This is a genomic window from Streptomyces sp. NPDC048590 (assembly GCF_043199535.1).
Classification (GTDB): domain Bacteria; phylum Actinomycetota; class Actinomycetes; order Streptomycetales; family Streptomycetaceae; genus Streptomyces.
This window is the reverse complement of sequence record NZ_JBICWC010000004.1, coordinates 322,736-349,248: the sequence shown is the minus strand read 5'-3', so window position 1 is coordinate 349,248 and position 26,513 is coordinate 322,736. Positions and strand designations below refer to the sequence as shown.

At 70.9% G+C, this 26,513-nt stretch carries 24 protein-coding genes; 9 read left to right on the top strand and 15 right to left on the bottom strand.

Annotated features, from left to right (window positions below; all coding sequences use genetic code 11):
• Positions 1–22: 22 nt before the first annotated feature.
• Positions 23–1,978 carry a DNA helicase RecQ gene (gene recQ, locus ACGFNN_RS13850; RefSeq protein ID WP_393555588.1) on the top strand — a complete coding sequence of 652 codons (1,956 nt, stop codon included), beginning with the start codon at positions 23–25 and terminating at the stop codon, positions 1,976–1,978.
• Between the two features lie 9 nt (positions 1,979–1,987).
• Here the strand turns inward: recQ and ACGFNN_RS13845 are convergent, their stop codons facing one another.
• From ACGFNN_RS13845 to ACGFNN_RS13830, 4 genes are all read right to left on the bottom strand, one after another.
• Positions 1,988–2,596: a Uma2 family endonuclease gene (locus ACGFNN_RS13845; RefSeq protein WP_393555586.1), complete on the bottom strand. Its 609-nt coding sequence runs from the start codon at positions 2,594–2,596 to the stop codon at positions 1,988–1,990.
• 163 nt (positions 2,597–2,759) lie between these two features.
• Positions 2,760–3,989, bottom strand: coding sequence for a fumarylacetoacetase (gene fahA / locus ACGFNN_RS13840; protein ID WP_393555584.1), 1,230 nt, complete (start codon positions 3,987–3,989; stop codon positions 2,760–2,762).
• Between the two features lie 135 nt (positions 3,990–4,124).
• Positions 4,125–6,119 carry a CocE/NonD family hydrolase gene (locus ACGFNN_RS13835; RefSeq protein WP_393555583.1) on the bottom strand — a complete coding sequence of 665 codons (1,995 nt, stop codon included), beginning with the start codon at positions 6,117–6,119 and terminating at the stop codon, positions 4,125–4,127.
• Between the two features lie 10 nt (positions 6,120–6,129).
• Complete coding sequence (locus ACGFNN_RS13830) at positions 6,130–7,629, bottom strand: peptide MFS transporter (protein ID WP_393555581.1); 1,500 nt, start codon at positions 7,627–7,629, stop codon at positions 6,130–6,132.
• Between the two features lie 156 nt (positions 7,630–7,785).
• Between ACGFNN_RS13830 and ACGFNN_RS13825 the strand changes: the two genes are divergently transcribed.
• The 5 genes from ACGFNN_RS13825 to ACGFNN_RS13805 all read left to right on the top strand — a co-directional run bounded on the left by ACGFNN_RS13825 (position 7,786) and on the right by ACGFNN_RS13805 (position 13,059).
• On the top strand, positions 7,786–8,796 hold the full coding sequence (locus tag ACGFNN_RS13825; RefSeq protein WP_393555579.1) for a polyprenyl synthetase family protein: 1,011 nt from the start codon (positions 7,786–7,788) through the stop codon (positions 8,794–8,796).
• 249 nt (positions 8,797–9,045) lie between these two features.
• On the top strand, positions 9,046–10,257 hold the full coding sequence (locus ACGFNN_RS13820) for an outer membrane lipoprotein carrier protein LolA (RefSeq protein ID WP_393555577.1): 1,212 nt from the start codon (positions 9,046–9,048) through the stop codon (positions 10,255–10,257).
• Between the two features lie 104 nt (positions 10,258–10,361).
• A complete protein-coding gene (locus tag ACGFNN_RS13815) occupies positions 10,362–11,348 on the top strand; it encodes an ABC transporter ATP-binding protein (RefSeq protein WP_393555575.1) in 987 nt (328 codons plus the stop codon).
• Positions 11,335–12,222, top strand: a complete 888-nt coding sequence (locus ACGFNN_RS13810) for an ABC transporter permease (protein WP_393555573.1) — start codon at positions 11,335–11,337, stop codon at positions 12,220–12,222. The genes ACGFNN_RS13815 and ACGFNN_RS13810 overlap by 14 nt, the downstream gene beginning before the upstream one ends.
• Before the next feature lie 210 nt (positions 12,223–12,432).
• Complete coding sequence (locus tag ACGFNN_RS13805; protein ID WP_393555571.1) at positions 12,433–13,059, top strand: TetR/AcrR family transcriptional regulator; 627 nt, start codon at positions 12,433–12,435, stop codon at positions 13,057–13,059.
• Here the strand turns inward: ACGFNN_RS13805 and ACGFNN_RS13800 are convergent.
• The 3 genes from ACGFNN_RS13800 to ACGFNN_RS13790 all read right to left on the bottom strand — a co-directional run bounded on the left by ACGFNN_RS13800 (position 13,052) and on the right by ACGFNN_RS13790 (position 15,077).
• Complete coding sequence (locus tag ACGFNN_RS13800; RefSeq protein ID WP_393555569.1) at positions 13,052–13,600, bottom strand: flavodoxin family protein; 549 nt, start codon at positions 13,598–13,600, stop codon at positions 13,052–13,054. The two genes, ACGFNN_RS13805 and ACGFNN_RS13800, sit on opposite strands and share 8 nt — an antisense overlap.
• 79 nt (positions 13,601–13,679) lie before the next feature.
• Complete coding sequence (locus ACGFNN_RS13795; protein WP_393555567.1) at positions 13,680–14,489, bottom strand: HAD family hydrolase; 810 nt, start codon at positions 14,487–14,489, stop codon at positions 13,680–13,682.
• A gap of 138 nt (positions 14,490–14,627) precedes the next feature.
• Positions 14,628–15,077 (bottom strand): VOC family protein, encoded by a 450-nt coding sequence (locus tag ACGFNN_RS13790; protein WP_393555566.1) that lies wholly within the window; start codon positions 15,075–15,077, stop codon positions 14,628–14,630.
• 22 nt (positions 15,078–15,099) lie between these two features.
• On the opposite strand from ACGFNN_RS13790, the gene ACGFNN_RS13785 reads away from it, so the two are divergent.
• Positions 15,100–15,729 (top strand): CGNR zinc finger domain-containing protein, encoded by a 630-nt coding sequence (locus ACGFNN_RS13785; protein WP_393555564.1) that lies wholly within the window; start codon positions 15,100–15,102, stop codon positions 15,727–15,729.
• Between the two features lie 15 nt (positions 15,730–15,744).
• Positions 15,745–16,134, top strand: a complete 390-nt coding sequence (locus ACGFNN_RS13780; RefSeq protein WP_393555562.1) for an SRPBCC domain-containing protein — start codon at positions 15,745–15,747, stop codon at positions 16,132–16,134.
• 10 nt (positions 16,135–16,144) lie between these two features.
• Here the strand turns inward: ACGFNN_RS13780 and ACGFNN_RS13775 are convergent, their stop codons facing one another.
• The 4 genes from ACGFNN_RS13775 to ACGFNN_RS13760 form a co-directional block, all read right to left on the bottom strand.
• Positions 16,145–16,594 (bottom strand): hypothetical protein, encoded by a 450-nt coding sequence (locus ACGFNN_RS13775; RefSeq protein WP_393555560.1) that lies wholly within the window; start codon positions 16,592–16,594, stop codon positions 16,145–16,147.
• A 12-nt stretch (positions 16,595–16,606) separates the two neighbouring features.
• A complete protein-coding gene (locus ACGFNN_RS13770; protein ID WP_393555558.1) occupies positions 16,607–18,259 on the bottom strand; it encodes an FAD-dependent oxidoreductase in 1,653 nt (550 codons plus the stop codon).
• 119 nt (positions 18,260–18,378) lie between these two features.
• Positions 18,379–19,365, bottom strand: a complete 987-nt coding sequence (gene rarD, locus ACGFNN_RS13765) for an EamA family transporter RarD (RefSeq protein ID WP_393555556.1) — start codon at positions 19,363–19,365, stop codon at positions 18,379–18,381.
• A gap of 155 nt (positions 19,366–19,520) precedes the next feature.
• A complete protein-coding gene (locus ACGFNN_RS13760; protein WP_393555554.1) occupies positions 19,521–20,378 on the bottom strand; it encodes an SDR family oxidoreductase in 858 nt (285 codons plus the stop codon).
• Positions 20,379–20,478: 100 nt separating this feature from the next.
• On the opposite strand from ACGFNN_RS13760, the gene ACGFNN_RS13755 reads away from it, so the two are divergent.
• The gene (locus ACGFNN_RS13755) at positions 20,479–20,874 is read left to right on the top strand and encodes a winged helix-turn-helix transcriptional regulator (protein WP_393555552.1); all 396 of its coding nucleotides are present in this window, start codon (positions 20,479–20,481) and stop codon (positions 20,872–20,874) included.
• Between the two features lie 34 nt (positions 20,875–20,908).
• Here the strand turns inward: ACGFNN_RS13755 and ACGFNN_RS13750 are convergent, their stop codons facing one another.
• From ACGFNN_RS13750 to ACGFNN_RS13735, 4 genes are all read right to left on the bottom strand, one after another.
• Positions 20,909–21,970 carry a 2-oxoacid:ferredoxin oxidoreductase subunit beta gene (locus tag ACGFNN_RS13750; protein ID WP_393555550.1) on the bottom strand — a complete coding sequence of 354 codons (1,062 nt, stop codon included), beginning with the start codon at positions 21,968–21,970 and terminating at the stop codon, positions 20,909–20,911.
• Complete coding sequence (locus ACGFNN_RS13745; RefSeq protein WP_393556228.1) at positions 21,963–23,918, bottom strand: 2-oxoacid:acceptor oxidoreductase subunit alpha; 1,956 nt, start codon at positions 23,916–23,918, stop codon at positions 21,963–21,965. Before ACGFNN_RS13745 ends, ACGFNN_RS13750 begins: the two co-directional genes overlap by 8 nt.
• A 302-nt stretch (positions 23,919–24,220) precedes the next feature.
• Positions 24,221–24,880 carry a response regulator gene (locus tag ACGFNN_RS13740; RefSeq protein WP_393556226.1) on the bottom strand — a complete coding sequence of 220 codons (660 nt, stop codon included), beginning with the start codon at positions 24,878–24,880 and terminating at the stop codon, positions 24,221–24,223.
• 203 nt (positions 24,881–25,083) lie between these two features.
• The gene (locus ACGFNN_RS13735) at positions 25,084–26,445 is read right to left on the bottom strand and encodes a sensor histidine kinase (protein ID WP_393555549.1); all 1,362 of its coding nucleotides are present in this window, start codon (positions 26,443–26,445) and stop codon (positions 25,084–25,086) included.
• Positions 26,446–26,513 lie beyond the last annotated feature (68 nt).

Sequence of the window (26,513 nt, the reverse complement as noted above, 5' to 3'; positions counted from 1 at the left end):
AGTCGGACGGACGGGCGCGACCATGAGTGTGACCAGCGAGAGCGCTGCGCAGCAGACGCTGCACCGGGTGTTCGGGTACGAGGCGTTCCGCGGCGAGCAGGGCGCGGTCATCGAGCACGTCGTCGGCGGCGGTGACGCCGTCGTCCTCATGCCCACCGGCGGCGGGAAGTCCCTCTGCTACCAGATCCCCGCCCTGGTCAGGCCGGGCACGGGCGTCGTGGTCTCCCCGCTGATCGCCCTCATGCAGGACCAGGTGGACGCCCTGCGGGCGCTCGGTGTCCGCGCGGGCTTCATGAACTCCACGCAGGACTTCGACGAGCGCCGCTCGATGGAGGCCCAGTTCCTCGCGGGCGAGCTCGACATCCTCTATCTGGCGCCCGAGCGGCTGCGCCTGGACTCGACACTCTCCCTGCTGGCCAGGGGCGAGATCTCCGTCTTCGCCATCGACGAGGCGCACTGCGTGGCCCAGTGGGGCCACGACTTCCGCCCGGACTACCTCGCCCTGTCCGTGCTGGGCGAGCGCTGGCCGGACGTACCGCGTATCGCGCTGACGGCGACGGCCACCGACGCCACGCACCGGGAGATCACCCAACGCCTCGCCATGCCCGAGGCCAGGCACTTCGTGGCCAGCTTCGACCGGCCGAACATCCAGTACCGCATCGTGCCGAAGGCCGACCCGAAGAAGCAGCTCCTCACCTTCCTCCAGGAGGAACACGCGGGGGACGCCGGCATCGTCTACTGCCTCTCGCGCAATTCGACGGAGAAGACCGCCGAGTACCTCGTCCGCCACGGCATCGAGGCGGTGCCGTACCACGCGGGCCTCGACGCCCCGACGCGCGCCGCGCACCAGGCGCGGTTCCTGCGGGAGGAGGGCCTGGTCGTCGTCGCGACCATCGCGTTCGGCATGGGCATCGACAAGCCCGACGTCCGCTTCGTCGCCCACCTGGATCTGCCGAAGTCGGTCGAGGGGTACTACCAGGAGACCGGCCGCGCCGGCCGCGACGGTGCGCCGTCCACGGCCTGGATGGCGTACGGCCTCCAGGACGTCGTCCAGCAGCGCAAGCTGATCCAGGGCGGGGAGGGCGACGAGGCCTTCCGCCGCCGCGCCGCCTCGCACCTCGACTCGATGCTGGCGCTCTGCGAGACCGTCCGCTGCCGCCGCGCACAGCTGCTGACGTACTTCGGCCAGGAACCGGCCGAGCAGGCCTGCGGCAACTGCGACACCTGCCTGACCCCGCCCGAGACCTGGGACGGCACGATCGTCTCCCAGAAGCTGCTGTCGACGGTGGTCCGGCTGAAGCGCGAACGGAACCAGAAGTTCGGCGCGGGCCAGATCATCGACATCCTGCTGGGCCGCAAGACCGCCAAGACCATCCAGTTCGACCACGACCAGCTCTCGGTCTTCGGCATCGGCGAGGAGCTTTCGGAGGCCGAGTGGCGGGGTGTGGTGCGTCAGCTGCTGGCGCAGGGGCTGCTGGCCGTCGAGGGTGAGTACGGCACGCTGGTGCTGACCGAGGAGAGCGGCTCGGTGCTCGGCCGGGAGCGCGAGGTGCTGCTCCGCAAGGAGCCGAAGCGGCCGACGTCCCGGTCCGCGTCCACCGCCAAGGGAGGCAAGGGCAAGGCGGCCGTGGCCGATCTGCCGGAGTCCGCCGTCCCGGTCTTCGAGGCGCTGCGGGCGTGGCGCGGGGCGACCGCGAAGGAGCAGGGCGTCCCGGCGTATGTGATCTTCCACGACGCGACCCTGCGGGAGATCGCCACCCTGCATCCGTCGACCCTCGGGGAGCTGGGCGGGGTCAGCGGCCTCGGCGAGAAGAAGCTCGCGACCTACGGCGAGGGGGTGCTGGAGGTGCTGGGCGCGGCCGCCGGCCCGGGCGCCGGACAGGAGACCGCCGCCGCGCGGGAGGCGGCGCCCGCCTCCGAGAGCGCGGGCGGTGACGCGGAGTTCGGCTGGGACGAGGAGCCGCCCGAGTTCGAGTGAGTCAGGAGCTCACGGGGTCTCGGCGCCCCGGCGCCGTGCCGTGATGGCGGTGAGGTCCAGATCGATGTCGAACGGCACGGACACCTTCATGCGGTCGTGGAAGATGCCGGTGGAGGTGTACGCCCCGGTTGCGGGTTCCAGCTCGAAGACGTAGACGACGGCGCGGCCGTCGTGGTTCTCCACCCGCCAGAAGTGCGGGATCTTCGCGCGGGCGTACTTCACCGGCTTGGTCTCCCGGTCCCTCGACCGGGATTCCGGAGAGACGACCTCGATGGCCAGCCGCACCGACTCGGCGGGGAAGCGGGTCTGCTCCGGGTCCTGGATGACCTCGCCGTTCACGATGATCACATCCGGCTCGGGCCGGTTGTAACGGTCGATGTCGATGGTGAACTCGCGCACCACCTCCAGCTCGGTAGGCGCGAGTGACTGCAACTGCCAGTTGAAGAAGTCGACCGCCCGTGAATGGAACAGCGTCTGCGGACTCACGAAAACCAGGCTCCCGTCGATCAGCTCCGTGTGCGGAGGCAGATTCGGGAGTGTGTCCAGGTCATCGGCGGTCCAGCCGCCCACGGGCGGGACCGGCCACCTCGGCTCGGGGGCCTCGGGTTCGCTGCTCATCAGTGCTCCCATGGGACGAAGCCTCGCGGGCCTGTTCAGCGTATCGGCAGAAATCGGGAGGAGACCCCCGAACGTGTGAACGTCTCCCGTGTCGCTGACCATGTGCCCCGCGTGGTCGCAGCACCGGTGCGGCCGCGAATGCCGCCGCACCGGCACCGAGGCGTCAGTACGCTGCCGTGATCCGGCCCGTGACCTCGCCCAGCCCGACCCGGGTGCCGTGCGGTCCCGGTGCCCAGGCGGTCAGGGTGACGGTGTCGCCGTCCTCCAGGAAGGTCCGCTTGCCGTCGGGGAGTTCCAGCGGGTCGCGGCCGTTCCAGGTGAGTTCCAGCAGGGAGCCGCGCTGGGCGGGCTCCGGGCCGCTGACCGTGCCCGATCCGTACAGGTCGCCGGTGCGCAGCGAGGCTCCGTTCACCGTCATCTGCGCCAGCTGCTGGGCGGCCGTCCAGTACATCGACGAGAACGGCGGCTCGGCGACCGTCTCCCCGTTGATGGCCACCGAGATCCGGAGGTCGAAGCCGCCCTGCTCCTCCGCCTCGGAGTCGTCCAAGTAGGGCAGCAGAGGGAAGTCCCGGGCCGGCGGGGCCGTGCGGGCCTGGTCCAGGGCCTCCAGCGGGGTCACCCACGCGGATACCGAGGTCGCGAAGGACTTGCCGAGGAAGGGGCCCAGCGGCACGTACTCCCAGGCCTGGATGTCCCGTGCCGACCAGTCGTTGAGCAGGCAGAGCCCGAAGACGTGCTCACGGAAGTCGCCCAGCGCCACCGGGGAGCCCTGCTCCGACGGGACGCCCACGACGAAGCCGACCTCGGCCTCGATGTCCAGCTTCACCGACGGCCCGAAGACGGGGGCCGGGTCGGTGGGCGCCTTGCGCTGGCCGGAGGGGCGCACCACGTCCGTGCCGGACACCACGACGGTGCCGGCCCGGCCGTGGTAACCGATCGGCAGGTGCTTCCAGTTGGGGGTGAGGGCGTCTCCGTCGGGGCGGAAGATCTTCCCCACGTTGGTGGCGTGGTGCTCGCTGGCGTAGAAGTCGACGTAGTCGGCGACCTCGTACGGCAGGTGCAGGGTGACCGAGTCGAGGGGGTGCAGCAGCGGCTCTATGTCGGGGCGGTGCGCCGGGACCGTCACCCACGCGGTCAGGGCACGCCGCACGTCGCTCCAGGCGGTACGGCCCGCCGCAAGGAGCGGCATCAGGCTGGGCTGGGCCAGCAGTTGCGCGTAGGGCGAGCCCAGCGCGTGGGCGGCCGCGCCGGCGTCCAGTACGTGGTCGCCGACGCGGACGCCGACCCTGCGGTCCGCAGGCTGCTCCGGGGTGGAGAACACGCCGTACGGAAGGTTGTGCGGACCGAAGGGGTCGCCCTCGGCCAGATCGAGCGGACTGCTCTGCTCGGGCATCTGTTGCTGCCTCGCTTTCCAGGTGGCTTGAGGACACGTTACGTCGGCGCCGATCTCCGGCGGCAGTGCCTCAAGTCGTCGTGATGCCCGGAAAGTTACGCGATGCCCCAGGTCGCTCCCGCTCTCCTCGTCCGGTCAGCCCGCCGTCCGCGGGATCCGCTTCTCCCAGGTCCGATGGAAGACGATCTCCGACCCGTCCTTGCAGACGACCTCGTTGGAGGTGATGAAGTCGTCGGCGTCCGCACTGGTCTCCGACCGGGTCTCCACCCGTACGTCCCAGGACATCTCCGGCCGGTGCAGCCGGATCGTCCAGTCCGAACGCGCCCTGGCCGAGAGCGGGTCGTCCTGCTGGATGGTGTACGTCTCCAGCGCGTCCTCGGTGAACTCCAGCCCGTCCGGGTAGACCCGGGTGCCGCCGTAGCGCGGATCGACCTCCAGCCGCCACTCTCCCTTGGCGACGTCGCGCACCACCAGGCGTTCCGGACGCTGCTCGTCGAGGGTCTCGGGGAAGACGACGCCCAGCGGCTCCGCCTGCTCCGGCTCGCCGAAGGTGATCGAGGGGTCCTCGGTGTGCCGGCGCGCCGGGAGTTCGAGGAAGCTGCCGTCCGCCTGGAGGGTGAAGCCGGCGGAACCCGCCTGAGGCCAGATCCACGGCCAGTAGGAGGACGAGACCGCCAGTCTGATGCGGTGGCCGGGAGGGAAGGTGTGCCCGATGCCGTTCAGTTCGAAGCTGACGTCCTCGGTCTCCCCGACGGGCCAGTCCTCGGACCGGTCGCGGCCGTGGCGGGCGGCCAGGTTCAGGGCGCCCCTGGTCACCAGCGTGGAGGAACCGTCCGGGGCGACGTCGCAGAGACGGGCGATCGCCTGGCCGCGCGGTACGTCCATCCTGACGCGGAGCGTGACCCGGGGGCGTCCGAGGATCTCGATCGGGGCGTCCTCCACCGGGAACTCGAAGCACACCGACTTGGCGTCCTCGTCCCGCTGGTCCGGAGGGAGGTCGGCGTCGTTGCCGAACGGGAAGAACCGTCCGGCGTCCAGCCCGGTCTGCTGGGGCGAGTCGACGGTCTGGGCCCCGCCCGCCAGGGCGTACGTCACCGGGGCGACGTTCTCGGAGGGCCAGCTCGCGTCGCCGACCCAGCGGCCCGGCAGGGTCTCGTAGACGGTGGCGGGGCGGTGCGACCCGCTGATCCAGGAGCGGAGCAGCGGCTCGTTCATCACCCCGGTGTCCTCGTCCTTGAGGTGCTGGTCCCACCAGCGGAGCGTCTCCTGGAGGAAGCCGATCGCGGGGCCGGGCGGGAGGCCGCGGTCCGGGTACTGGTGGGACCAGGGGCCGATCAGGCCGCGGACCTGCCCGGGGTCGAGATGCTCGACAAGCCGCAGGACGGTGTCGCGGTACGGGTCGTGCCAGCCGCCGACCGCCAGGACCTTCGCCTTGATCGCGCCGTAGTCCTCGCAGACGCTGCCGTGCTTCCAGTAGTCGTCCCGCGTCTGGTGGCCCAGCCAGGTGTGGATGAAGGGCTCCACCTTCTCCAGCCGCCGCAGCCACATGTCCCGCCAGTCGTCGCCGACGTCCGCGGGGTCCGGAGGGCGGGAGACGAAGGCCAGCATGGTGGAGGCCCAGGCGTGCATGTCCACGCCGAGCACGGAGCCGCCCATGTAGTGGACGTCGTTGTCGTAGCGGTCGTCGGCCGAGCAGACGGTGACGATCGCCTTCAGGGGCTCCGGCGCGAGTGCCGCGATCTGGAGCGAGTTGAAGCCGCCCCAGGAGATGCCGAACATGCCGACCCTCCCCGAGCACCACTCCTGCTGGGCCAGCCAGTGCACGACGGCGACCCCGTCGGCCAGCTCCGTCGCGTCGTACTCGTCGCCCGGCATGCCCTCGCTGTTGCCGTGGCCGCGGACGTCGACCCGGACGGAGGCGTAGCCGTGTCCGGCGTACCAGGGGTGGCGCTGCCAGTCGCGCGGCGCCGTCCAGTCGCTCAGCCGGTAGGGCAGGTACTCGAGGAGAGCGGGCACCGGCTCGTCGGTGACCGGCCGCCAGATCCGGGCGTACAGCTGGGTGCCCCCGGCCAGCGGGATGTAGAGGTCCTCGTAGGTGGTCTCGTAGGGGAATTCGGTGCGGATGTGCATGGGGGGAACCTCAGTGGACGGGGTGCATCGTGCGCTTGAGCCAGGGGGCGGCTGCGATGACGGCCACACCGGCCACCACCGCGATTGCGCCGTTGACACCGAAGTAGGCGGGGTTGGACACCTCGCCGTAGAGCTTCACGATCTGTGCCTGGATGCCGTTGGCGAGGGCCAGCGACAGGAACCAGAGGGCCATCGTCTGGCTCGCGAACGCCTTGGGGGCGAGCTTGGTGGTGGCTGACATCCCGGAGGTCTCCAGGAGGATGTCGCCGAGACCGAGCAGCAGATAGGAACCGACGATCCACCAGGCGGCCATCTTGTAGCTGTCGCCGGCGTGCCCGGAGGTCGGCAGGACCATCAGGAGGAAGGACAGACCGCCGAGGATCACCCCGATCGCGATCTTGTTGGACGCGTGCGGCTGCCGGGGCCCCATCCGGGCCCAGACCGCCGCCACCACGGGCGCCAGCGCGACCTCGAAGGCGCCGAGGGCGGAGGCGTACCAGCTCGCGGGGAAGTGGAAGCCGAAGATCTCGGTGCGGGCGTTGGTCGACGCCAGCAGCATCATCGTCGAGTAGGCCTGGAAGAGGATGAAGTTGAAGACGACCGAGGCCAGGAAGAGCACGACGTACGGGCGTAGCCTGCCGCGCTCCTCGGAGGTCACCCGGGGGCTCCTGAACATCACGGCGAAGTAGACGACGGGCGCGATCACCGAGATGACGGTGAGTACGTCGACGAAGCGGTCCATCGTGAGCCAGCCCGCCAGGGCCAGGGCGGTGGCCACCACGGCGACCAGCACCGCTCCGGCCACGATCATCAGCACGGCCCGGCGCATCGCCGCCGGGGCGAGTGCGAATTCGGCGGCGTGCTTTCGCCCGGCCAGGTGACGCCGGCCCAGGACGTACTGGATCAGGCCGAGCGTCATGCCGAATGCGGCGGCCGAGAAACCCCAGTGCCAGCTCGCGTGGTCGCCGAGCCAGCCGGTGATCAGCGGACCGGCGAAGGCGCCGATGTTGATGGCCATGTAGTAGAGGGCGAAGCCGGCGTCGCGGCGCTCGTCCTCGGTGCGGTAGAGCTTGCCGACCATGGAGGCCACGTTGGGCTTGAGCAGGCCTGTGCCGGCGCTGATCAGCCCCAGTCCCACCCAGGTCATCGTGGCGGTGGGGACGGCCATGGCGTAGTGGCCGCAGGCGATGAGGATGCCGCCGTACAGGACGGCGCGGTACGACCCCAGAATGCGGTCGGCCAGCCAGCCGCCCGCCACGGAGACGAGGTAGACGAGGGTGCCGTAGGCGGCCGAGACCGACGCGGCGGTGCCGGGGTCCATGGCCAGGCCGCCGTTGGCGACGGTGTCCGCGAAGTACAGGACGAGGATGGCCTGCATGCCGAGGAAGGAGAACCGCTCCCATACCTCCAGTCCCGACAGGGTCATCAGACCCCGCGGCTGACCGAAGAACGCGCGGTCGTCCTCGGGCGGTGGCTGTGCCGGTTCGGTGCCGGTCGTGGTGTGGGACAAAGCGAAAACTCCTGATCGTATGAGCTGATGCCGAACATACCGGCGGTGGCGGGAAGGCGCCCACGGTGATCCAAAGGGGACCGGATACGCTGAGTTGAGTGAGGACAACGACACATCGACATTCCGTGTGATCGTCAGCAGACAGGAGATCCCCTCGTGACCGTCGTCGGGCCGTTCGGGCTGAGCGTGCGGGACCAGGCACTTGAGGCCGATGTCCAGGCCGGTTTGGCCGCTGTCGAGGCGGGGCTCCTGGATGCCACCAAGAGCGAGGTCCCGTTCATCACGGAGGCCGCGCAGCACCTCGTGAGCGCGGGGGGCAAGCGTTTCAGGCCACTGCTGGTGATGCTCGCGGCCCAGTTCGGCGACCCCGACGCCCCCGGGGTCGTGCCCTCCGCCGTGGTCGTCGAGCTCACCCACCTGGCGACCCTGTACCACGACGACGTGATGGACGAGGCGGACGTGCGCCGCGGCGTGGACAGCGCCAACACCCGCTGGGGCAACTCCGTCGCCGTCCTGACGGGCGACTTCCTCTTCGCCCGCGCCTCGCACATCCTGGCCGACCTCGGGCCGGAAGCCGTCCGCATCCAGGCGGAGGCCTTCGAGCGCCTGGTCACCGGACAGATCCTGGAGACCGCGGGCCCGCGTGACGGACGCGACCCGGTCGACCACTACATGGACGTGCTGAGCGGGAAGACCGGCTCGCTCGTCGCCGTGTCAGGGCGGTTCGGTGCCCTGATGGCGGGCGCCGACGAGGCCGTCGTCGACATCCTCACCCAGTACGGCGAACGCCTCGGCATCGCCTTCCAGCTCGCCGACGACGTCCTGGACATCGCCTCCGACACCCACGAGTCGGGCAAGACGCCCGGCACGGACCTGCGCGAGGGCATCCCCACCCTGCCGGTCCTCCACCTCCGCGCCCGGGCCGCCGCCGAGGGCCGTCCGGAGGACAAGGAGCTCGTGGAGCTGCTGGACGGCGACCTCGGCGACGACGCCGTCCTCGCCGAGGCGCTGCGCCGGCTGCGCGCCCATCCGGCGCTCGAACAGGCCCGCCGCGACACCGTGCGCTACGCCCAGGAGGCGCGGGCCGCTCTGGCGCCGCTCCCCGAGTGCTACGCCAAGGCCGCGCTCGAAGAGCTCTGCGACGCCGTGGTGCACCGGGCCGGCTGACACCCCCCCCCGCCTGCGGCCCCGGCCGTCCGGGTGAGCCCCGTACAGCCCCTAAGGGCTCCGGGCCCCGTGCGCCCGCCAGGTCATCCCGGAGAGGTACACGCAGTTGCTCCCGGGGGCTGACGCTTGTACTCGCCCGATTTGGTCAGATGGTCAGTAACCACTCCTGACCACATCGGGTGAGAATGGCGGCGGGGAGTGGGCACGCTCGACGGGATGGCAGCCGCCGACCACGGAGGTAGAGCACACATGGGACCGAACGACAGCGCGGAGACCAACGGCGAGGCCACGGGCACTGTCGTGGGCCGCCGGAAGAAGGCCCGCTACATCGTCCCGTTCGCGGTGGCGGGAGTGGCGGCGGCGACGATCGGGCTCGTTCCGGCACTCGCGGACTCCGGCGATCCGGACCTGCCCGAGATCACCGCACAGGAACTCATCGAGAAGATCGCCGCGTCCGACGAGGAGCAGCTCTCGGGCACGGTCAAGGTCAGCACCGACCTCGGGATCCCGTCGTTCGGCGGGCTCGCGGGCTCCTTCGCTCCGGGCGCCGGGAAGGACGCGTCCGGCGCCTCGCCCGACGCCAAGCTGATGGAACTGGCCTCGGGCACCCACACGCTCCGCGTGGCGGTCGACGGCCCCGACAGGCAGCGGCTCTCGATCCTCGGGGAGGGCTCCGAGTACAGCCTCGTCCACAACGGCGACGACGTCTGGGGATACGACAGCGAGAGCAACGAGGTCTACCACTCGCAGGGCTCCGAGCACGGGAGCAAGGGGAAGGCCGGGGAGCGCGGCAAGTCCGAGGGCCTGCCCGCCACCCCGAAGGACCTCGCCGAACAGGCACTCGCCGCCGCGGGCGACACCACGTCCGTCACCGTCGGTGGCACGGCCCAGGTGGCGGGGCGCGACGCGTACAAGCTGGTGATCGAGCCGAAGCAGTCGGGCTCGACGATCGGCTCCGTCACGGTCGCGGTCGACGCCTCCACCGGCGTGCCGCTGAAGTTCACCCTCGCCCCGAGCAGCGGCGGCAAGGCCGTGGTCGACGCGGGCTTCACCCAGGTGGACTTCGCGAAGCCCGCCGCGTCCTCCTTCTCCTTCACCCCGCCCAAGGGTGCCGAGGTGACCGAGGCGGACGAGCTGAAGGCGGACGAGGGCGAGGCCCGGAAGGACCTCGGCGAGCTGGAGGGCTTCAAGGGCCTGGACGTCATCGGTGAGGGGTGGAACGCCGTCGCCGAGATCAAGCTGCCGGGTGGTTCCGGGATGCCCGCCGCGGGCTCCGGGGACGTGCCCGCGCAGGCGCAGCAGCTGCTCGACGTCTTCGGCTCCAAGGTGACCGGCGACTTCGGTACCGGCACCGTCTTCAAGACCCGCCTGGTCAACGCGCTGCTGACGGACGACGGCACGGTCTACGTCGGAGCGGTCACCAAGGACGCGCTGGTCAAGGCGGCCGACACCGCCGAGTAGGACCCACCGCACGGACCGCCCCGTCGTACGCTCCGTACGACGGGGCGGTCCGTAGGCTGAGCGGCCGCACCGGCGGGGGCGGCAGGACGGCACCGGGAGCGCGTATGACCGAGACGACGGCGGCGGCGGCCGCGCGGGGAGCCGGCCCGGGGCAGGGCACCGTGATCGAGACGCGCGGTCTGACCAAGCGGTACCGGGGCGGGCAGTTGGCCGTGGACGGACTCGACCTGGACGTCCCCGCGGGCAGTGTCTACGGCTTCCTCGGGCCCAACGGCTCCGGCAAGACCACCACCATCCGGATGCTCCTGGGGCTGATCGAACCGACCGCCGGCACCGCCCGCGTCCTGGGGCGTCCCATGCCGGCCGCGTCCCGTACGGTGCTCCCGCGAGTCGGAGCGCTCATCGAAGGACCGGCGCTGTACGGGTTCCTGACCGGACGCGGCAACCTCGTACGCTTCGACTCCGCCGACCCGACGGCCGATCCGCGCACCAGGCGCGCGCGGGTGGAGAGCGCCCTGGAGCGGGTCGGTCTGGCCGCGGCCGCCGGAAAGAAGGCCAAGGCGTACTCCCTGGGGATGAAGCAGCGCCTCGGGCTCGCCGCTGCCCTGCTCCAGCCGCGCGGACTCCTCGTACTGGACGAACCGACCAACGGGCTCGATCCGCAGGGCATGCGGGAGATCCGCGCCCTCGTCCGGGATCTGGCGGCCGAGGGCACCACCGTGTTCCTCTCCTCCCATCTGCTCGACGAGATCGAGCAGGTGTGCACCCACGCCGCTGTGATGGCCCGCGGCAGGCTCCTCGTCCAGGGCCCGGTCGCCGAGCTCGCGGCGGGCTCCCGGGGCCGGCTCACGGTCACCACCCCCGACCCGGGCGACGCGGCCCGCGTCCTCACCGCCCACGGGATCACCGGGCTCGTCTCCGAGGACGACCGGATCATCGGGGACGCGCCGCCGGGCGAGGTGGAACTCGCGGACCTCACCGAGGCCCTGGTACGCGCGGGCGTACGGGTACGTGGCTTCGGGATCGAACGGGCCTCGCTGGAGGACGCGTTCGTGGCGCTCACCGGAGAGGGATTCGATGTCGCAGGCTGAACTCACGGCCCTTCCCGGGCCCCGCGTGGCGCCGCGCGCGCTCCGGACGCTGGGAATCCTCCGCTCCGAGCTGACCACCATGCTCCGCAGATGGCGCACCCTCGCCCTGCTCGGGGTCCTCGCGGGGGTGCCGGTCCTCGTGGGGATCGCCGTCAGGATCGAGACGGGCGACGGCGGGCAGGGCGGGCCGGGCGGAGGCGGCGGCCCCGCGTTCCTCAACCAGGTCACCAACAACGGTCTCTTCCTGGTGTTCGCGGCGCTCTCGGCGACCCTGCCCGTCTTCCTGCCGCTGACCGTCGGGGTCGTCGCGGGCGACTCACTGGCGGGGGAGGCGGGCGGGGGCACCCTGCGCTATCTGCTGGTCGCCCCGGCGGGCCGTACCCGGCTGCTGCTCACCAAGTACGCGTCCGTGCTGGTGTTCTGCCTGCTCGCGACGCTGGTGGTGGCGGTGTCGGCACTCGCGACGGGCGCGCTGCTCTTTCCCGTCGGGGAGATGACGACGATCTCGGGGACCCGGATCGGATTCGACGAAGGGCTGCTGAGAGCCGGGCTGATCGCCGTGGTCGTCGCGGTCTCCCTGGCCGGATTCGCCGCGCTGGGCCTGTTCGTCTCCACCCTCACCAACAGCGGTGTCGCGGCGATGGCGGCGACGGTCGGGGTGCTGATCACCGTGCAGATCCTGGACACGATGCCGCAGCTGAGCGGGATCCACCCGTATCTCTTCACTCACTACTGGCTGTCCTTCACGGACCTGCTGCGCGACCCCGTGTACGGGGACGAGGTGGTCAGGAACCTGGGGCTGCAGGCCCTGTACGCGGCGGTGTTCGGCTCTGCGGCCTGGGCGCGGTTCACCACGAAGGACATCAGTGTCTGAGAGGTCCGGAGCTCACGAGGGGACCGGCGGGATCCGGCCGTACCGTCGGCCGGTCGAGCCGTCCCCCGATCGGCTCGTCGCGGCACGAACGGCACGAACGGTGCACTGCGCGGAACGACACGGTACGTTCCGTTTCCAGTGCGGTCATTGTTCGACTTCTGGCGACGACCTGTCAACAAGCGGTGGGCAGAATCCCCCTATGCTCACCGAATGATCACATCGCCGAGTTCCCTGCGCCGCAGTGAGAGGTCGCGACGGTCCACCCTGGACGCGGCCCTGGAGCTGTGCGGGGAGAAGGGGTACGGCCGGGTCACCGTCGAGGCGATCGCGAACCGGGCCGGAGTCAGCAAGAAGACCATCTACCGGTGGTGGCCCTCGAAGGGCGCGGTGATGCTGGAGGCTTTCACCGAGGCGTTCGTGGGCGCCACCCCCTTCGCCGACACCGGTGACGTCGCCGCCGATCTGCGACGCCACATCAACGGCGCCGTCCGGATGATCTCCACGTCGCCGTACGGGCCGCTCTACGCCGGGATCCTCTCCGACATGCACCACGACGAGGCGCTGGCGGACGCGGTGAAGGAGCAGCTGGTCGACCCGCGCTTCCGGGCCGCCGAGGATCGGCTGCGCAAGGCGCAGGAGCAGGGGCAGGTGCCCGAGGGGGCGGACCTCCCGCTTGCGGTGGAGATGCTCTACGGGCCGGTCTACTACCGCCTCGTCCTGCGCAGGCCGCCGCAGGACGAGGCGACCGTGGCCGCGCTGGTGGAGCATGTGCTGCGATCGCTCGGCGGCCCGCCCTCCGACGGCCCCGGGCGCGTCGGGGCCGGTCCGGTCAGCTGAAGAAGGTCTTGGCCCGGGTCACCGCTGCGGTGTCCGCCAGGACGTCGCCGGGCTTGCTGCCGTTGCCCAGCAGTACGCCGCCCCAGCGCATCCCCAGGTACTCCGCCGAGATGCGCAGGGTGCCGGCCAAGGGCTCCGCGACCGCGGGGTCCTCGTCCGCGAGCGCCGTGACGCCCCAGAGGTTCTTGCCGGCCATCCGGCGCCGGAAGTCGGCGCCCGGGGTCTCCAGCCACCCCGACCAGTGGTCCAGGTAGCGCTTGGTGACCGACGAGACCGAGTACCAGTACAGCGGCGAGGCGATCACCACGTCGGTCGCCTCCAGCGTGGCCCGGAGCAGGGTCTCGGCGTTCCCCGAGGGCTGGACGTGGCGGCGCTCGGGATGGCGGAGGTCCTCGAAGTCGGGCAGCGGGTGGTCGCGCAGGGCGAGCCAGCGCTGTTCGGTGTCCGGGGGAAGCTGCTCGGCGGCGATCCGGGCGAGGGTCTCGGTGTTGCCCCCGGCCCGGCTGCTGCCGAGGACGAAGAGGAAGCTGCGTGCTGCCATGGTCACTCCAAAAGCCCGCGTGCGGCGATTACTTGCGTGCGCATGCTATCTGCGTACGGCGGGTTATGGCAGGCGAATTTCAGCCGTAGAGGCGCTCCAGCACGACCGCCACACCGTCCTCCTCGTTGGTCAGCGTGATCTCGTCCGCCTCCGCCCGGAGTTCGGCATGGGCGTTGCCCATCGCCACGCCGTGGCCGCAGAGCCGGAACATCGGCAGGTCGTTCGGCATGTCGCCGAAGGCCACCGCCTCGGCCGGGTCGAGGCCCAGCAGCGCGGCGGCCCGCGAGATCCCGGTGCCCTTGTCCACCCCGTGCGGAGCCAGCTCCACGGTCCCCGGGCCCGCCATGGTCACGGACGCCAGATCGCCCACCGCGCCCCGGGCGGCCGCCGCCAGCTCGTCGTCGGACAGGTGGGGGTGGCGTATCAGGACCTTGATGACCGGAGCCGACCACAGCTCCCCGCGGTGCCTGATCCGGCGAGCGGGCAGGGAGGGGTGGGGCATCCGGTAGCCCGGCTCGACGAGGGTGAGGCCGTCCGGCCCGTCCTGGTCGACCGCGGCGAACACCTGGCCCACCTCGGCCTCGATCTTGCCGAGCGCGGTCTCGGCCGGCTCGCGGTCCAGGGGCGCCGAGGCGACCATGCGGGCCGCGCCGGCGTCGTACACCTGCGCCCCCTGCCCGCACACCACGAGGCCCTCGTATCCCAGGCCGTCGAGCAGGGCGCGTATACCGGGGACCGGTCGGCCCGTGACGATCAGATGGCGCGCGCCGGCCGACGCGGCGCGGGCGAGCGCCGCCCGGGAGCGGGGGCTCACGGTGTCGTCGGGACGCAGGAGCGTGCCGTCCAGATCCGTGGCGACGAGGGAGTATGCGGCGGGTGACGTGAGCATGAGGTCAGCCTAGAGAGGCGGGGTTCCGCCCTCGCGCCGCAGGCCCCTTGCCGGCTCCGTCACCGGACGCAGGGCGCCGCGGGCCTCGTCGGGTCTGTCACCGCGCGCAGGAGCCGCGGGCCCCCACCGCCGGGTCCGTCACTGGACGCAGAACTCGTTGCCCTCGGGGTCCAGCATCACCTGCCATGTCCCCCCGGGCTCCTCCACGAGCCTGAGCAGGCTCGCCCCCAGCCCCACCAGGCGTTCCGTCTCGGCCTCGCGCTGTCCGGGTGCGGCGTGGACGTCGAGGTGGAGGCGGTTCTTGACCGTCTTCGTCTCCGGCACGCGCTGGAAGAGCAGCCGCCGTCCGAGCCCGGCCCCACTCTTCTCGTCGTAGGAGTCGTCCGGGTGCCGCACCGCGGCGAGATCGCGCCAGGCGTGGTGCCCGTGCGGCTCCACCGTGAGGTCCTCGGTCACCACCCCCGCGCCGAGCAGCTCGTCGATCAGGGGGCTGTTGTCCTCCACGAGATACCCGAGGGCCTCGGCCCAGAAGTCGGCCTGGCTGTGTGGGTCGAGGGCGTCGATGACCAGCTTCCAATGCAGTGTCATGAAAACCGTTTATACTGGTTACATGAATGACGCGGCAACGGGCACGCCGGAACCGGGGATGATTCTTCGTCCGCCCCGCGGGCGTGGTTTCCGCTTCGATCCGGGCGCCCTCTGCCTGGAGTTGCTGCTCACCAGTGATCCGGGCGGACTGCCCTGGCGCCTGGAGACGCTGGGTGCCCCCGCCGACCTGGTGCGCTGGGCCGGGGAGAGCCGCCTGCCCGGCGGGCTAAGGCTCGATGTCGACGCGGCGGAGCTGGAACGGGCCCATGAACTCCGGGGTGCGCTCTGGAGGATGACGAAGGCCCGCGCGCGGGGCGGGGCGCTCGGGCCGGGCGACATCGGCACGGTGAACGCGGCGGCGGCCCTGCCCCCGCTGGTCGCCGTCCTGACACCCGACGGAACCCGGGCCTGGGCGCCGGGGGCGACGGGCACCGCGCTGCTCTCGACGGTCGCCCGAGACGCGATCGACCTGTTCACGGGCCCGTACGCCCACCGCATCCATGTGTGCCAGGCACAGGACTGCGCCCTGCACTTCGTGGACACCTCCCGTCCCGGTCGCCGCCGCTGGTGCGCGATGGGCCGGTGCGGGAACCGCAACAAGGTGCGGGCCCACCGTGCTCGAAACACCGACCCCGCGGAAGCGGGGGAGTGAAGGGAGGAAGGCACCATGCCGACCGGACTCACGAAGGACGCGGGATGGGAGATCGGCGTCTCCCGGACCCTGCCGCTCCCGGCGGACGCCCTCTGGGACTTCGTCACGGGTGAGGAGGGCGTAGCCCTCTGGCTCGGTCCAGGGGTGGTGCTGCCCACCGAGAAGGGCGCCGCCTACCGCACGGCCGACGGGACCGTGGGCGAGATCCGCAGCTATCGCCCCGGCGACCGCGTTCGGCTCACCCACGGGACGACGACCGTCCAGGTCGCCGTGGTGCCCGCCGGAACGGGCGACCGGTCGGTGCTCCGCTTCCACCAGGAGCACCTGGCGAGCGCCGGGGAGCGCGAGGACAGGCGCGCGCACTGGAAGGGCGTGATGGACCGGATCGTGGTCGCGCTGGGCTGACCCGCGTGGTTCACCCCGGCGGGCAGGTCCGGCAGGAATGACCGCCGAGCGCGCCGAGGAGCTTCTCGGCTGCCGTGCTCACCGCCGGATCGCCTCCCGAAGCGAGCCGCTCGGCCGTCGGCCGGCCGGCGATGACCGCCGTATGAGCGTCCCTGGTCCACTCCGGGTGGTGCGCGTGTCCGCCGGCGAGGATCGTTCCCAGCAGCTCCAGGACGCCGACGCGGTCCTTCACGGTCTCCACGGCGGCGAGCTCCCAGAGGAACGGCACCGTGGCGGCCGTCGCGTCGAACACGGCCAGGGCGCCTATCCACTGCCCGAGATCGCTCAGCGCGTCCTCGGCCGTCTCGCTGTCGCCCCAGGCGATCCGCGACAGCATCCCGGGAACCTGGGAGGCGGACCCCTGGGCGTGGCACAGCTCATGCCACCGGACGTGCCTCATGCCCACCAGGATCGTCCCCATCGGGGCACTCAATCAGCCTTCACGGGCGCCGTCCACCACGCCTGCCCGATGTGACGCGTCCGGCTGCCCCGCTCCGTCCAGCGCCCGCAGGTACCGCCGTACGGCCCCCGGGTCACCGGCATCCGCGATCAGGCCCACGTGGTTGTCGGGCCGGATCACGACGACGGAGTCCCGCGCGATGCCGTACGCCGCGCGGGCGAGCCCTCCGCCGTCGTGCAGGTCGGCGGGGCCGGTGGACGTCGGGCCGCCGGCGCCCCGGCCGAGCACACGGAAGGCGCGTACCGCGTCGCCGTGGGCGGCGACCGCCTCATGCAGCACCGGCTCCGACCCCGGACCGAAGCCGAGCAGGGTGAAGTGCGGTCCCGCGAAGGCGTGGAAGAGGCGGAGGGGAGCACCGGTGGCCGCTTCGGTGCAGAGGGCGTCGGGGGCGCGGTCCCCGGCGCGGAGGCCGTCCCGGTCCTCACCCGTGCTGCCGTCCCCGTCCGCGCCGTCTCCGCCCGCGCCGGTGCCGGCGAGCGAGCTCCACCGGTAGCCGCGGTCCGGTGCCCGCGATGCCGGCACGACCGCGGTGTCGAGGCCGCCGCCCGGCAGCTTGATGGCCGCCAGGGTGGCCCGCAGGCGCTCCGAGCTGATGTCCAGGGTCAGGGCGGCGACGGGCAGCCGCTCCTCCTCGTAGGTGTCCAGCAGCTCCGCCCCGGCCCTGCCGCGGAGCACCTGGCCGAGCTTCCAGCCGAGGTTGTAGGCGTCCTGGATGCCGGTGTTCATGCCCATGCCGCCGGCGATGGAGTGCACATGGGCGGCGTCCCCGGCCAGGAACACCCTGCCCACCCGGTAGCGGTCCACCATGCGCACGTTGACGCGGTAGGTGGAGAGCAGCGCGGCCGAGGTGAGGTGCTCCGCCGGGAGACGGGTGTGCCGGGCGAAGAGGAGCCGGAAGCCCTCTTCGGACGGGGCCACGGGGAGGCCTTCGGCGTCCCGTTCGGGACTCGCCTGGAACCACCACCCGGTCCGTGTGCCGGGGATCGGGCAGAGCATGACGGCCCCGTCCTCGTCGAACCACTGGTGCCAGACGCCCCGCTCCAGGACGCCTGGGCCGAGCTCCACGTCGCCGCAGACCATCACCTGCTCCTCGTGCGTCTCCCCCTCGAACGGGACGCCGAGAAGTTTTCGTACGCGGCTGTGGGCACCGTCGCAGCCCACCACGTACTCCGCGGCGGTCGTGGAGCCGTCGGCGAGGGAGACCGTCACCGAATCGCCGGTGTCGTCGAGGTCCACCATCTCGGAGCCCGATTCGACCGTCACGCCGTACCCGGCCAGGCGGTCGCGCAGGATCTCCTCCAGCCGCCACTGCGCGATCAGCAGACCCCGGTCGTACGGCTCGGCCGGAGTGGGGGAGGAGCCGGCGTACGGGTCCGCGTCCGCGACCGGTACGCCGCCGCGGTACTTGCGCATCAGCGGTGGCTCCGCGCCCGCCGCCAGCACGGCGTCGACGACCCCCAGATCCTCCAGCACCTCCAGCGAGCGGGGGCTGGGCCCCTTCGCCCTCGAACTGCGGGCATGCGCGGGAGCCTTGTCCACGATCCTCACGCCCAGTCCGCGACGGGCGAGGTCGCAGGCGAGGGTGAGCCCGGTCGGTCCGGCCCCCACGATCAGTACGTCGGTCATCTGCTGCTCCTCGGCCGCGCCTCGGCGCCCCGCGGCAGGGCACCGAAAAATCCCCGGGGACCCTGTACGGGTCCCCGGGGACAGGTAATAGCAACCGAGTTAATAAAGCAACCTGGTAACTATTTCTGGAGTGGTGTGATGTCCGGCTTCGAGACGGGCGCCTTGTCCGCGGATGCCGCCGTCCGGGCGGCCTGGACCGCGAGACGCATCGCCTCGGCCCTGGAGCGCCGGGCCGTACGCAGGGCGTCCCAGGTCAGCACCACCAGCGCCACCCAGACCAGGGCGAACCCCGCCCACCGCTCGGCCGGCATCTCCTCGTGGAAGTAGAGGATGCCTAGCGAGAACTGGAACACCGGCGCGAGGTACTGCAGCAGCCCCAGTACCGACAGCGGTACCCGGATCGCGGCCGCGCCGAAGCAGATCAGCGGGATCGCGGTGACGAGTCCGGTGGTGGCGAGGAGTACTCCGTGGCCCGCGCCCCCGGAGAGGAACGTCGCCCCGCCGTCGGCCCCGAGCCACAGCAGGAAGACGAGGGCCGGCAGGAACAGCACCGCCGTCTCGGCCGCGAGGGACTCCAGGCCGCCGAGGCCCACCTTCTTCTTCATCAGGCCGTACGTCGCGAACGAGAAGGCCAGCACCAGGGAGATCCACGGCGGCTGTCCGTAACCGATCGCCAGGACCAGCACCGCGGCGAGGCCGATCGCCACCGCCGCCCACTGGGCCGGACGCAGCCGTTCCCCGAGGAGCAGCACACCCATGGCGATGGTGACCAGGGGGTTGATGAAGTAGCCGAGTGACGCCTCGACGACATGGCCGTTGTTCACGGACCAGATGTAGAGGCCCCAGTTGACCGCGATGACGCTCGCGGCGACAGCGATGAGGCCGAGCTGCCGAGGCTGTCGCACCAGCTCGCCGATCCATGCCCACCGGCGGAGGGCGAGCAGGGCGATGCCGACGACCCCGAGCGACCAGACCATGCGGTGGGCGAGGATCTCCACCGCCCCGGAAGGTTCGAGCAGCGGCCAGAACAGGGGCACCAGACCCCACATCCCGTACGCGCCGACTCCGTACAGCAGGCCTGCCCGCTGCTCGTTCTTCCCCTCCACGGGCCCTCCCTGTGCGCCTGGGCCGGCGACCGGCCGACGGAATGACGGTAGCGCCGGACGGGGCACCTGTCATTGCCGTCTCACGGGGACGCTCGTGACAGATCGGGGAGGGGTCGTGGAGGGGGCGGTGCGCCGTGTCTTGGCCGGTGCCCCCGTCAGGCCGCGGCCACCGCGGCGGCGACCGAGTCGGCCAGCGGGGTCGTCGGGCGGCCGATCAGGCGGGCCAGGTCCCCGCTCGTCCCGGCGAGCAGGCCGCGTGCGATGGCCTCGTCGACGTCGACGAGGATCGCGGCGAAGGGCTCGGGCAGTCCCGCCCCGACGAGGATCTCCTGGTGCACGGCGGCCGGCACGTTCCTGTACGCGATCTCCTGGCCGGTCGCCTCGGACACCACGTCCGCGAACTCGGCCAGCGACCATGCGGTGTCGCCGCTGAGCTCGTACGTCGCTCCGAGGTGGCCCTCGCCGGTCAGCACGGCCGCGGCGGCGTCCGCGTAGTCGGCCCGCGAGGCGGAGGCGATCCGTCCGTCCCCCGCGTTGGCGACGACGGCGCCGTGCTCCAGCACCGGCGCCAGATTCAGGTAGTTCTCGGTGTACCAGCCGTTGCGGAGGAAGGTGTACGGAAGGCCGGAGTCGAGGATCAGCCGCTCCGTCACCTTGTGCTCGGCGGCAAGTTCGAAGTCCGCGTCGGGCCCGCCCAGAACGCCGGTGTAGGCGAGCTGCGCGACGCCCGCGGCCTTGGCCGCCTCGATCAGCGCGGTGTGCTGCGGAACTCGCCTGCCGACCTCGTTGGCCGAGATCAGCAGGACGCGGTCACCGGCCCGGAACGCTCCGGCGAGGGACTCGGGCCGGTCGTAGTCGGCGATGCGGAGTTCCACGCCCCGGGCGGCGAGGTCCGCGGCCTTCTCCTTGTCGCGGACGACCGCCACGACCGAACCGGCGTCGACCGTGGTGAGGAGCCTCTCGACGACGAGACGGCCGAGTGCGCCGGTGGCTCCGGTGACAACGATGCTCATGTGTTTCTCCTGGTGGTGCTGTTCCTGCTGCGGGGTGTCCACTCACCATAGAAGGGGTACTAACCAGAAGAAAGTACGCACTTTGAAGTAAGGTACTGGTATGACGGTAAGCATCCTCGACGAAGTGGGCGGCCGGCGCCCGGACGTCAACAGGCAGAACTGCCCCTCGCGGCTCGTGCTCGAACACGTCACCAGCCGCTGGGGCGTGCTGGTGCTCGCCGCGCTGCTGGAGCGGTCGCACCGCTTCAGCGAGCTGCGCCGCGCCGTGGGCGGGGTCAGCGAGAAGATGCTGGCCCAGACCCTTCAGACGCTGGAGCGGGACGGATTCGTGGACCGGGACGCCAAGCCGGTGATCCCCCCGAGGGTGGACTACTCCCTCACCCCGCTGGGACGGGAGGCCGCGGACCAGGTCTGGGCCCTGGCCCGATGGGCGGAGCGGCGTCTGGACGTCGTCGAGGAGGCCCGCGCGCGATACGACGAGGCCCGGAACCCTTAGGCTCCGGGCCTCGTCGACGGGGCGTGACCGTGGGTCAGCCGATGACGGTCCAGGTGTCCTGGCCGGCGAGGAGGGTGTTCAGGTCGCCTTTGCCGTGTTGTTCGACGGCGTTGTCGAGCTGGTCGGTCATGAGGGTGTCGTAGACGGGGCGTTCGACGCTGCGGAGGATGCCGATGGGGGTGTGGTGGAGGGTGTCGGGGTCGGCGAGGCGGGAGAGGGCGAACGCTGTGGTGGGGCTGGGGTTGTGGGCGTCGTGGACGAGGATCTGTGACTGGTTGGCCTCGGTGGCGTCGACGATGGTCAGGTCGCCGGTGAGGGGGTCGCGGGCGACGCCCTTGGGGTTGTCGTCGGTGCCGAAGAGGATCGGTTTGCCGTGTTCGAGGCGGATGACGGCCTGCTGGGCCTGTTCCTTGTCCTTGAGGACCTCGAAGGCGCCGTCGTTGAAGATGTTGCAGTTCTGGTAGATCTCCACCAGGGCGGTGCCGGGGTGGTCGGCCGCGGCGCGGAGCACGCTGGTGAGGTGCTTGCGGTCGGAGTCGACGGTGCGGGCGACGAAGGTGGCCTCGGCGCCGAGGGCGAGGGAGACCGGGTTGAAGGGGGCGTCCAGCGACCCCATCGGGGTGGACTTGGTGATCTTCCCGATCTCGGAGGTCGGGGAGTACTGGCCTTTGGTGAGGCCGTAGATCCGGTTGTTGAAGAGCAGGATCTTGAGGTTGACGTTGCGGCGCAGGGCGTGGATGAGGTGGTTGCCGCCGATGGAGAGTGCGTCGCCGTCGCCGGTGACGACCCAGACGGACAGGTCGCGGCGGGAGGTGGCCAGGCCGGTCGCGATGGAGGGGGCGCGGCCGTGGATGGAGTGCATCCCGTAGGTGTTCATGTAGTACGGGAAGCGGGACGAGCAGCCGATGCCGGAGACGAAGGTGATGTTCTCCTTGGCCAGGCCGAGTTCGGGCATGAAGCCCTGGACGGCCGCGAGGACGGCGTAGTCACCGCAGCCCGGGCACCAGCGAACCTCCTGATCGGACTTGAAGTCCTTCATCGACTGCTTGCCCTCGGCCTTGGGCACCAGCTGGAGGAGGTGGTTGGCGTCAGGCATCGATGGCCTCCTTGAGGGCGGTGGCGAGCTGCTCGGCCTTGAAGGGCATGCCGTTGACCTGGTTGAAGGACTGGGCGTCCACGAGGTACTTCGCCCTGATCAGCATGGCCAGCTGACCGAGGTTCATCTCCGGGACCACGACCTTGTCGTAACGCTTCAGAACCTCGCCGAGATTCCTCGGGAAGGGGTTGAGGTGGCGTAGGTGGGCCTGGGCGATGGTGTCGCCGGCGGCGCGGAGCCGGCGGACGGCCGCGGTGATCGGGCCGTAGGTGGAGCCCCAGCCCAGGACGAGGGTGCGCGCGTCGGCCGGGTCGTCGACTTCGAGGTCGGGCACGGTGATGCCGTCGATCTTGGCCTGGCGGGTGCGGACCATGAAGTCGTGGTTGGCCGGGTCGTAGGAGATGTTCCCGGTGCCGTCCTGCTTCTCGATCCCGCCGATCCGGTGTTCCAGACCGGGCGTGCCGGGGATCGCCCAGGGGCGGGCGAGGGTCTGCGGATCCCGCTTGTAGGGCCAGAACACCTCGGTACCGTCAGCGAGTTCGTGGTTGGGTCCGGTCGCGAACCGGGTCCGCAGGTCGGGGAGGCTGTCGATCTCCGGGATCCGCCAGGGCTCGGAGCCGTTGGCGAGATACCCGTCGGACAGCAGGAACACCGGGGTCCGGTACGTCAGGGCGATCCGGGCGGCATCCAGGGCCGCGTCGAAACAGTCCGCCGGAGTCCGCGGCGCGATCACCGGGACGGGGGCCTCACCGTTACGCCCGTACATCGCCTGCAGCAGATCCGCCTGCTCCGTCTTCGTCGGCAGCCCCGTCGAGGGCCCGCCGCGCTGGATGTCGATGATCAGCAACGGGAGTTCCAGGGAGACGGCCAGGCCGATCGTCTCCGACTTCAGCGCCACCCCGGGGCCGGAGGTCGTGGTCACGGCGAGGGAACCGCCGAACGCCGCGCCCAGCGCCGCACCGATCCCGGCGATCTCGTCCTCCGCCTGGAACGTGCGCACACCGAAGTTCTTGTGCTTGCTCAGTTCGTGCAGGATGTCGGACGCCGGGGTGATCGGATACGACCCCAGATACACCGGGAGATCCGCCTGCCGGCCCGCCGCGATCAGCCCGTACGACAACGCGAGATTCCCCGAGATATTGCGGTACGTGCCCGTCGGGAAAGCCTGGGACGCCGGGGCGACCTCGTAGGAGACCGCGAAATCCTCCGTCGTCTCACCGAAATTCCAGCCCGCCCGGAACGCCGCCACGTTCGCCTCCGCGATCTGCGGCTTCTTCGCGAACTTCGACCGGAGGAATGTCTCCGTCCCCTCGGTCGGACGGTTGTACATCCAGGACAACAGGCCCAGCGCGAACATATTCTTCGACCGCTCGGCCTCCTTACGGGAAAGACCGAATTCCTTCAACGCCTCGATCGTCAACGTCGTCAACGGCACCGGATGAACGTTGTACGCCTCCAGAGAACCGTCCTCCAACGGCGACTGGTCATATCCGACCTTCGCCATCGGACGTTTCGTGAACTCGTCCGTGTTCACGATGATGTCCGCACCCCGCGGCACATCGGCGATATTCGCCTTCAACGCCGCCGGATTCATCGCGACCAGCACGTTCGGCGCGTCCCCCGGGGTCAGGATGTCGTGATCCGCGAAATGCAGCTGGAACGACGACACCCCCGGCAACGTCCCGGCAGGCGCCCGGATCTCGGCCGGGAAGTTCGGCAGCGTCGACAGATCGTTCCCGAACGACGCCGTCTCCGACGTGAACCGGTCCCCCGTCAACTGCATCCCATCACCCGAGTCACCCGCGAACCGGATGATCACACGATCCAGACGGCGGATTTCCTTCTCGGTGGCGCCCGTACGATCAATGTGCGGGGCGCGCTGCTCCCCGACGACAGCCTCGCTGGCCTCATCGGACTTTCCGGCTGGGCTACTGACCTGGCTGGTCACTGAACTGGACCTCCCTCGGGGCGGCGGCTCGGGACCGGCCGGCCCGCCGGCGGTCCAGTGCACCACCCTACTTCTGTAAGGGTCGCCTTCCTCGGACCGGTCATATGGTGGACGCGTTTCCCATTCGCCCATGCGTCACTTTCCGCCATATTTCCCGACCCTTCGGGGGTACCGGGCGCCTCCGTGCACTCGTCCTTTCGGTCAGGGCCCGATGCTGAACTCTGCCGCGCTGAACTCTGCCGCGCGAATGATCATCCGGATCGGCTGCCCGTCCGGATCACCGTGAACAGATCATCGCCTCGTCATGAGTTCAGATAAGTGAGAACGGCGAGAACCCGCCGGTGATCCCCGTCACTGGGCGCGAGGCCCAGTTTCATGAAGATGTTGCTGACGTGCTTCTCCACGGCTCCGTCGCTGACCACCAACTGCTTGGCGACGGCCGAATTCGTACGCCCCTCCGCCATCAGGCCGAGGACCTCCCGCTCACGGGGTGTCAGTCCGGCCAGGACGTCCTGCTTACGGCTCCGGCCGAGCAACTGGGCCACGACCTCCGGATCCAGCGCCGTTCCGCCCCGTGCCACCCGCACCACGGCGTCCACGAACTCCCGGACCTCCGCGACACGGTCCTTCAGCAGGTAGCCGACCCCTCGGGTGCTGCCCGCCAGCAACTCGGTCGCGTACTGCTCCTCGACGTACTGCGAGAGCACCAGCACCCCGATGTCCGGGTGCTCCTTGCGCAACCGCACGGCCGCCCGTACCCCTTCGTCGGTGTGGGTCGGGGGCATGCGTACATCGGCGACCACCACGTCCGGCAGGTCGTCCTGGGCCGCGAGGTCGCTCACAGTCTTGAGGAGTGCCTCGGCGTCACCCACCCCGGCGACCACCTCGTGCCCGAGATCGGTCAGCAGCCGGGTGAGCCCCTCCCGGAGAAGCACCGAATCCTCGGCGATGACGACCCGCACTCTTTCCTCCACGACCCTGCGTCCCCCACTGTCGGTTCCTGCCTGTACGCCGCCGATCGCGCGGCCCTGTCCGCCCAGCATTCCAGCATCGGCGCACGGAGGGGCGGTACAACGGAAGTCGCGCCCGAAGGGCGCTCCCCGCCCCGGACGCGCCACGGTGCCCCGGACACCTCGAGCGTGTCCGGGGCACCGCCCTGGCGGCCTCACCCCCGCCAGGGGAGTTCCGCGGTGATCGTCGTCGGGCCGGCGGCGGGGGAGTCGACGACGAGGACGCCGTCCACCGCGTCCAACCGCTCCGCGAGCCCCGCCAGCCCGCCCCCGGCACGCGCGTGCGCGCCGCCCTGTCCGTCGTCGGTGACCTGGAGCATCAGCCGGCCGGCGGTACGCCAGACGTCCACCGAGGCGCGGGTGGCCCGGGCGTGCTTGCTGACGTTCTGGAGGAGTTCGGAGACGGTGAAGTAGGCGATGCCCTCTATGGCCTGGGCAGGCCGCTCGGCCAGGTCGACCTCGACGTCGACGGGGACGGTGCAGCGGGAGGCGATGGCGGAGAGGGCGGCGTCGAGTCCGCGGTCGGTGAGGACGGCGGGGTGGATGCCGCGGGCGAGGTCGCGGAGTTCCTGGAGTGCGATCTTGACCTCGCCGTGGGCTTCGTCGACCATGCGGGCGGCGGCTTCGGGGTCGGCGGTGAGTTTCTCCTTGGCCAGCCCGAGATCCATGGCGAGGGCGACGAGGCGGGCCTGTGCGCCGTCGTGGAGGTCGCGCTCGATGCGGCGCAGGTCCGCGGCGGCGGTGTCCACGACCACCCCGCGGTCCGACTCCAGCTCCGAGACCCGCGTCGCCAGCCGGGACGGGCCCAGCAGGCCCAGCACCATCAACCGGTCCACGGACACCAGTCCGCGGACGATCCACGGTGTGACCAGGACGAGTGCCAGCCCGAGAGCGCAGGTGGCGGTGATCTCCGCGAACGAGTCGAGATAGACCTGGTGCGTCGCGTCGCCGTACAGCTGGATGCCGTCGACGCCCACGAACGTGGGGAAGACCCAGCGCCACAACGGGTAGGTGAAGGCCGCCCACCCGTACGACCAGAACGTCACCGCGACGGTGAACGAGAACGTCGCCCACGGCATGTGCAGCACGGAGTAGAGCAGGTGCCGCCAGGACACCCCGCTCTTCAGTACCGCCCCGACCCAGGACATGAGGCCGCCTGTCCGGCCCCGGACCGGGGCCGGGTCGGCGATCTCCAGCTTCAGCAGGCCGCGCGCCCGGGCCCGTTCCACGGCACCGAACCCCCGGCACACCATCAGCGCGGCGGCGAGCACCGGAATGCCGAGGAAGGTGATCAGCAGGCCGATACCCAGCGAGACCATGGTCACCGATACGCAGAACAGCGCGACACTGATCGGCAGGCCCAGGAGGACGTAACCGAGTTCGCGCCAGGCGCGTGCCTCGAAGGGTGCGCGGAGTGCGGCGGGGAGGAAGTGCTTCGCCGGGACGTGCCCCTCGTGTCCGTGCCCGTGACCGGGCCTGTCGCGGTCCCGCGTGTCCGCTCCGTATGCCGTGGCCATCACTCGTGTCCGTCCGTTTCTTCTGGGCGGGAGCTCCCCGCGGGCCGATCCGACCGCTGATGCCTCAA